Raw genomic sequence first — 7690 nt, 5'->3', positions numbered from 1 at the left:
TTAGTTATCATGACCAGTATGGCGTGAACTCCACGCGCCTGCTAGACCAGGATCTGGTGGTAACAGGGGAGGGCGCTAGCCTGGAGCTGGCACTGAAACCGAACTCGGTACACTTGATAAAAGTAACCCCTCAGTGAACAGCATAATTAAAGTTCGGTGTGTTCTCAATTTCTTCCTCTAAAGTTGGGGTGTCCTCAATTTCCTCATCAATTTCCTTCTTCTGTTTTGTTCCACATACAACAACAACTTTTCCAATGTTGCGTTCTGCACAATGAGAATAGTGTTTATGGTCAACTAAGTTACTGTATATAAACAAGGTTTAAATAAGGCATAATATTTGCATGGTTATTTGGTTTGTCTAATTTGCATCATAAATGGAGTGCCTTATGAGCAATAGTATCGATACTGCTTTGTTACTCAATAACATGCCCCAGGTTCTTAGTTACCACAACAATCTCTGCAATTTGGCGGACTGGTGGAGAAAAGTTGCACTGCTGGGCAAGATCAACAGCCTGCAGATCGCAGTGACACTTATGGAGGACATGGAGGCGACCCGCAAGAAATTTGAATCACTGCAGAGCCAGCTGATAGAGAATCTGGTCAAAGTGAACCTCAAAAAACTGGATCAGGAGCTGAATGCGCTAGCCCAGGTCTCAATAGACATACTCATCCGCAACCTCTTCGAACGTACTGCCGATGTTGGTTTCCTTGCCACAGACGATGATCTTCGGGCATTTTTAAGTTGCCAGGAGACAGATTCTCAGCAGGAGAGGGATATTGTTCATCGGCTGCATGAATATACTCAAAAATATAGTGTCTACGATGAGATTATCATTCTTGAGCCCAGTGGCCGTGTCCGAGTACATCTTGATGAAGAGAATAACCCCATTTCACACTCTACGGACCCTCTGATTCGTGAAACACTGGCTACACATCAGCCATATGTAGAGACGTTCAGGCACTCTGATCTACAACCAAAACAAAAACACTCTCTGATCTACTCCGCACGCATAACTGAGACGAATGATGCGCGCTCAAAAGTGCTCGGTGTGCTTTGCTTATGTTTTCGCTTCGATGATGAAATGACTGGTATTTTTAACAATCTTCGAAAAGGTAATGAAATCATCGCAATTCTCGATCAAAGTAATCGGGTCATCTCGAGTAGCGCTCCATTGTCTTTGAAAGTGGATGATAAAGTTGAAACTATTTCCAGTAACAAGAGCAGACTGATAAAGCTTAAAGAAGAGGAGTATATTGCGCGCACGACTACGACAAAAGGATATCAGGGTTTTACTGGACTCTCCTGGCAAGGACATACCATGGTTCCATTACGGTCAGCCTTTGTTGATAGCAGAGAGAATACCATTGACAGTGAACAACTCTTATCAACTTCGCAACTCTTTTCTGATGAACTGCAAACAATTTCGTCAACAGCAACGACTGTAACTGACGACCTTATACTCGTTGTGCTCAATGGCCAGATTGTATCGGCAAAAAAAGATGCTAAAGAGTTTATGCCGGTTCTGGATGAGATACGTAATATCGGCCATCAAACCAAAGGTGTATTCAAGAACTCAGTTACTAAACTTTATGAAACCGTTGTCTCTTCGCTGCTCAGCGAAATTCAGTTTCAGGCCTTACTTGCCGTAGATATCATGGATCGTAACCTCTATGAGCGCGCCAATGATGTTCGCTGGTGGGCCTTGACTACGCGCTTCAGGGAGATTCTTGATAAGCCCGATTTAAGTGCTGATGATCAAGATACACTCTCTTCGATATTGGCTTATATTAATGAGTTGTACACCGTATATACCAACCTTTTTCTTTTTGACAATCAGGGTGAGATCCTTGCTGTATCCAACCAGGAAGAGGCCTCTCTGGTAGGAACAAAGCTTCCTCCAGATGCACATTATAAACAGGCACTTGGCGTCCAAGAGACTCAGAGCTACATAGTTTCACCCTTCGAATCCACTATGCTTTATGGCAATCGGCATACCTATATCTACCTTACCTCGGTTAAGTCACTCTCCAGCCAAGCAAGCGTCGGTGGGATTGGTATCGTTTTCGACTCTGAGCCTCAGTTTACCGCCATGCTTGAGGATGCTCTACCAAGAGATGATAAGGGTAATATGCTGGAAGGTGCCTTTGGTATCTTTGCTAACCGTAACGGCGTAGTCATCTCCTCAACCAATGAGCAATACCAGGTTGGAGATAGTCTCGAATTGGAACAGCAGTTTTTTGAATTAGAAAACGGTGAACGACACTCTGCACTTGTCGAATTTCAAGGTCAATCTTATGCGATTGGTGCTGCTATGTCCCAGGGGTATAGGGAGTACAAGACCACTGGAGATTATGAGAATGATGTTATTGGCTTGATATTTGTTCCAGTATGAAGATATCGAAGATATGAAGATATGGGACACCCCAAAAAATATTCTAGTAGAGGATTTGTTGGGTGAGATATCACTACATATATCTATATGTAGTAGATAGCTGTTAATCAAAAGTTGGGGTGTCCTCAATTATTTTGGATAGATGGATGATTTCACTCTATCCTACTTCCATTTTTCTACCTGGATAGCCAAGGGGGGTGGTTATTCTCCCCAATCATTGGGTAGTATAGCACTGTTGATAAGGCTGCCCCTTATCTATTATTTTATCAAGGTTACTCCTTGATACCTGACTCCGCTCTGCTTTCCGTTTTCAGGGATTTAGAAATTCAACGATTTAACAGGATGAATCAATGGTGAGAGTACTCCAACTGATCATAGCTTTACTGATGATCTCCACTAACAGCCTAGTCATGGCTGTCCATGTTAACCACGATCGCACTGGTCAGGTGGCACTGCTACCCTACTACACGGTCAACAATAATTTCATTACCAACTTTACAATCACTAACACCACCAATCTATTCAAAGCAGTGCGGGTGCGTATTCTCGAATCTAAAAACTCGGGAGATCTGCTTAACTTCAATGTCTATCTCTCACCCTATGATGTATGGAACGGCACGCTGCGCAGGAATGCATCCACCGGTCTACCCAATCTGATCAGCGAAGATGAAAGTTGCACTTATCCAGTAAAGACCAACCTGCACGCAGGGATTGATCTACTGAATATCTACACTGCGACATCGGATGATGATCTGACGGAAGGCTATATTGAGATCATCGAAATGGGCGTTGTCGCAGATGGTGCAGGGCCTGCTGTGGATGGTGGTTATGAAGCTGAAATAGATGTTGGTGGTAATGCTGATGGCGTAGTGAATGACGCGGCGGGTGACCGCTCTGTTGTCACAGGGCTGCTACATAGTAATACCGGCATACCAGCAGATTGTTCTGTTGTCAGTGACGCCTGGGATGCGGGGGATGTAAGTGGGTCAGCAATCAATGGGTTTGAACCTGGGTCAATGGGAAGCAACGGTGTGGCAATGGACTCGGCTGACTCGGCCGCACCGTATGGAGACAGTCATAATGCCGGGCTGGTTGCCCCAAGCGGTGGTATCAACGTCTATGGGATATTGATCAATGTGGCTACTGGTGCGGGTCTTGTTCAAGAGGGAACGCACATTGATCGTTATACTACGGTAGCTCAGCACTACCTGCCCGATGATCCTGTGCATTACCGCTTGCCATCGCTCGCCTCTGGAGATATCCAAGAGGCATACATAACCAATGCGCTGGGAGACGGCATGAAGGGTAATACGATGCCGCTGACTGAGTATGACACCGGCGCACTACACGACATCTCACCGCAGGTATCAGTCCCGATGGGTTCGAATCCCTTGCCAATCTCTGTGGTTTTGAGTGCTGACCAAGTTTCTGCTCCCTATTTTAAAGAGGGTAATATCAACGGAGAGACAGATATCGTCTTGACCTTCCCGATGCGTAAGCATGGGATATGGAATGGCGGCACCCTGACGAATGACATGGATGGCAGCGGTCCTTTAGAGGCTTGTGTTGGTACCTTGAATGATGGGATTGATGATGGTAAGACTGTCACCCTGGAAGCTTTAAGCGCTCAGGTGAATGACTATCCCAGTGATGGTGCTGGTGCTCTATGCGCCAATGTTGGCTATGTGGCAAATAATTATAAAGATATTGATGTTGTTTTTTACTACTATGACTATGAAGAACAAGTTTCGGAATTTTGGACGGAACTGTGTTGGGATATCAGTCCTGTCCCAATCGGGCCTACTTGTAATATTTATATGGAGCGCGCGCTCAATGTTGTCTCCTTGAATAGTCGCTATGTTGGTAGCTTGTCTGTTTTTGGATCGCCTCTTGCGAATGTCTTAAGTTTCAGTCCCTCTCCTGGTTTTCCTGCAGGTTGGATGACAATCGCTCCCAGTCCCCTTCATACGTACGATTACGAGACCGAACCAGGAATTATATCACTGACTGAAATCAATGGTGGTGTCGGTGTTGAAGCCGGAGTCTGGGCGGGTGTCCCGGTGATCGGGTTTTCCGCCATGGCTGCTGATGTCGGCCCGGCTCAAATAGGCGAGACTGTTGAGTTAATACGCAAAGTGAATCGAAGCGAGTAATTACCTGCAGTGTTTACAGCGCGCTCCGTTTTCAGGGATGGGCCATTGGCTCCTTTGTTTTATCTCATCGGTTGAGTGTGGACCCACTCTCAAGCATTCCCCCTGAACATGTAGCCTGGATGGAGTGCAACGGAATCCGGGTTATTCAATGTACAATCAATCCCGGATTCCGTTGCACTCCATCCAGACTACATTATAAGAATGATATGGGGTGCCCGTTAAAATATTCTCATAGAGGTTTTGTAGGGTGAGATATCACTACGATATCTTTATGCAGTAGATAGCAGCTGCTCGATTATTTGAGATTCATGCGCCACAGGATCCACTAGGCCCGATATGCTCTAGGCTCGTTGTTATCAAAACCTGGAATCTCCAGATAGATACAAGTCAGTTGCATATCCTCGTCTGTTTCACTCTCGCCATACAAGCGGTCACCAACCACCGGATGGCCGGCTTCACTTAGATGTCGACGAATCTGATGTTTTCGCCCTGTATCTATCTCAACATGAAGCAATGATCTGTCTTGTCCCTCGTCGTATTCAACCTGGCTTATCCTGCTTATTGCAGAACGGCCATCAATCGGATTTTCGATCACTTTTTTGGCCCCATCATTGGAAAACAGTCCAACAACCCAGGCCCGATAGCGCTTTTTGACTTTTCGCTCACGAAACATTCGAGCCAGTTCTCCGGCAACCCGCTTCTTGTGTGCCAGTACCATCAGCCCGTCAGTTGCCCGGTCCAGTCGGTGAACCAGAAAGACTGGTCGCTCTGGTGTAAGGTGGGTTTGAACCCAGCGATCGATTGCACAATGGTCACCCCATTTTGAACCATGGGAGAGCATCCCTTTGGGTTTAAACCAAATGGTGTATTCTCCCTCGTCGGCGATCAGATTGGCATCTGCTGGTTCAGTGGCGAGTACCTGTTCGTTATAGTAACAATGTAGTTGGTCACCCTCCTGCAGTCGGCTTTTGGCTCGTCGTATTCGCCGCACACCACCCCCGCGCTCCAGCCAGACAGCCCCTTTCCACATAACCTGTTTGATACGTTGACGTGATAGACCACTGGCCACGGCCAGTAGCTCCACCGGGTTTTTCAATGCACTATCTATGCTGATGTGATATTCAGATGCTGACATACAATGGATCTAGGCTGCTGATGGGGTAATTTAAGAGGCACATTCAAATCATCAAGCAATCATATGGGTGAACACAAAAAATCCTATTGAGCTTGGGAGCTGCAACTTTATATTACTCTAATTACTGCTTTGTCGGTCGAGCTTGGCAAGTTAGAGATGAAACCTGCGTCTACAAAGTAGATAAGTAGGAGATGCTCTTGGCATGAGTGGTAGAGAGTAGGATATGGTTACATATCGTTCTTTACACCATACTGGTGCCCATAGTTCTCAACTACAAAATCGATGTCTTTATCACCACGGCCTGAAAGGTTGATTAGAACACTCCCTTTATCACCTTGTTTCGCCATGCGAAGCACATGGGCTACGGCATGGGATGATTCAATGGCTGGAATGATTCCCTCACGACGGGAGAGCTCGAAAAATGCATCGATCGCCTGGCGGTCGTCGATATAGCTGTAAGTTACGCGACCGATATCCTTTAGATAGCTGTGCTGAGGTCCAACAGCTGGGTAGTCCAGTCCACTGGCTACGGAGTAGACTTCCATTGGTTCGCCATCTGCATCCTGCAGCATATAGGATTTGAAACCATGCATAATTCCAGGCGTACCTTTGGTTATACTGGCAGCATGTTCGCCATCTTTATCGACACCCAGTCCGGCAGGCTCCACGCCATGTAGTTTTACAGTGTCGTCGCTCAGGAAAGCGGAGAAGATCCCTATGGCATTCGAACCGCCTCCTACGCAGGCAACCACATGATCAGGTAAATTGCCGGTCATCTCTTGAAATTGCACTCTAGCCTCATTGCCGACGATGGACTGAAAGTCCCGTACCATCATAGGGAAGGGGTGTGGGCCGACCACGGAACCGATGGCGTAGAACTGGGTTACTGGATCCTTCATGTAACCTTCAAATGCAGCATCAACTGCTTCCTTCAGTGTTTTGCGCCCGTGAGTGGCGGGAATAACCTTGGCACCGAGAATCTGCATGCGCACCACATTTGGATGTTCTTTCTTGATATCCACCTCGCCCATGTAGATATCGCACTCCAGCCCGACCAGGGCAGCAGCAGTGGCCAATGCCACACCATGCTGACCGGCGCCTGTTTCAGCAATGAGTTTTTTCTTCCCCATTTTTTTTGCTAAAAGCGCCTCACCCAGGCAGTGGTTAATTTTGTGTGCCCCGGTGTGATTCAGGTCTTCTCTTTTGAGATAGATATCAATTCCATATTCCGACGAGAGATTTTTTGCATGAAAAATAGGACTTGGACGTCCAACGAAATGGTTGTATAGGTCTGCAAGTTCATCAAGGAACTCCTGATCTTCACGGATCTTGATGTAGGCACTGGTTATCTCGTCAATAATGGTCTGCAACTGATCCGGGATAAAACTACCACCAAATTCACCAAAAAAGCCTTTTTCATTGGGTAGTTCATGAATGAATGTATTTTTCATACTCAAAATCTCTCTGTGAATCATCTTTTCCTAAGCAAAAGAAGGATAAATGCAGGTTAGTTTGGAAACAAGGGTTTATGAGACTTTTTCGGCTTTCTGGGGGTGGTTGGGCGTGGCTGGTGTGAGCGCGATTTTTATACTCATGGTGAATAGACGAATTTCATCAGTTTCAGTTAAACACACCCGATGGCAGAGAGCTCAGCAAACCATCAGTGGATGGGTTTGTATTGCCAATGGTAAGTGGGAATACTCAAGCCACTGAGAGAGGAAGTAGTGGTTTTTAGTTAAGGTATACCGATAAACCATGGGCTGTGTCTGAGGTGCTTTTTGCTCTTCCTCTACTCCAGAAGCAGGCGTTAAGCCCTATCCCTTGATGGGGTTAGAGCTGGGGAGGCTCAGGTGTGCGTCAAGGAGTTGATGAGATTGAAGTGTTAACGTTACTCACGAGTTATTATTGGTAATGTGGGTTATTAGTGCTGATGATGGTGTTTATCAACATACACCTCTCCCCCAGCCCCTCTCCCGCAAGGGGCGAGGGGAGCAAAAGATGTCCCGGTC

Annotated in this window: 4 protein-coding genes; 2 read left to right on the top strand and 2 right to left on the bottom strand. The window is 46.4% G+C overall.

What is annotated here, in order from left to right; translation table 11 throughout:
• Positions 1-386: 386 nt before the first annotated feature.
• Both AC4IE7_RS03440 and AC4IE7_RS03435 read left to right on the top strand, forming a co-directional pair.
• A complete protein-coding gene (locus tag AC4IE7_RS03440; RefSeq protein ID WP_490775407.1) occupies positions 387-2393 on the top strand; it encodes a cache domain-containing protein in 2007 nt (668 codons plus the stop codon).
• Positions 2394-2743: 350 nt separating this feature from the next.
• Positions 2744-4546, top strand: a complete 1803-nt coding sequence (locus tag AC4IE7_RS03435) for a hypothetical protein (protein ID WP_490775406.1) — start codon at positions 2744-2746, stop codon at positions 4544-4546.
• Between the two features lie 325 nt (positions 4547-4871).
• Here AC4IE7_RS03435 and AC4IE7_RS03430 read toward each other — a convergent pair whose 3' ends face one another.
• Together AC4IE7_RS03430 and trpB are read right to left on the bottom strand one after the other, a co-directional pair.
• The gene (locus AC4IE7_RS03430; RefSeq protein ID WP_490775405.1) at positions 4872-5681 is read right to left on the bottom strand and encodes a pseudouridine synthase family protein; all 810 of its coding nucleotides are present in this window, start codon (positions 5679-5681) and stop codon (positions 4872-4874) included.
• A gap of 227 nt (positions 5682-5908) precedes the next feature.
• Entirely contained in the window at positions 5909-7132 is a 1224-nt protein-coding gene (gene trpB / locus AC4IE7_RS03425; RefSeq protein ID WP_490775404.1) for a tryptophan synthase subunit beta, read from the bottom strand.
• Positions 7133-7690: the final 558 nt, after the last annotated feature.

This window comes from Candidatus Thiodiazotropha sp. AKAK3 (assembly GCF_058244645.1).
Note: the sequence above shows the minus strand (reverse complement) of the source record. Positions and strands in the feature narration are given on the sequence as shown.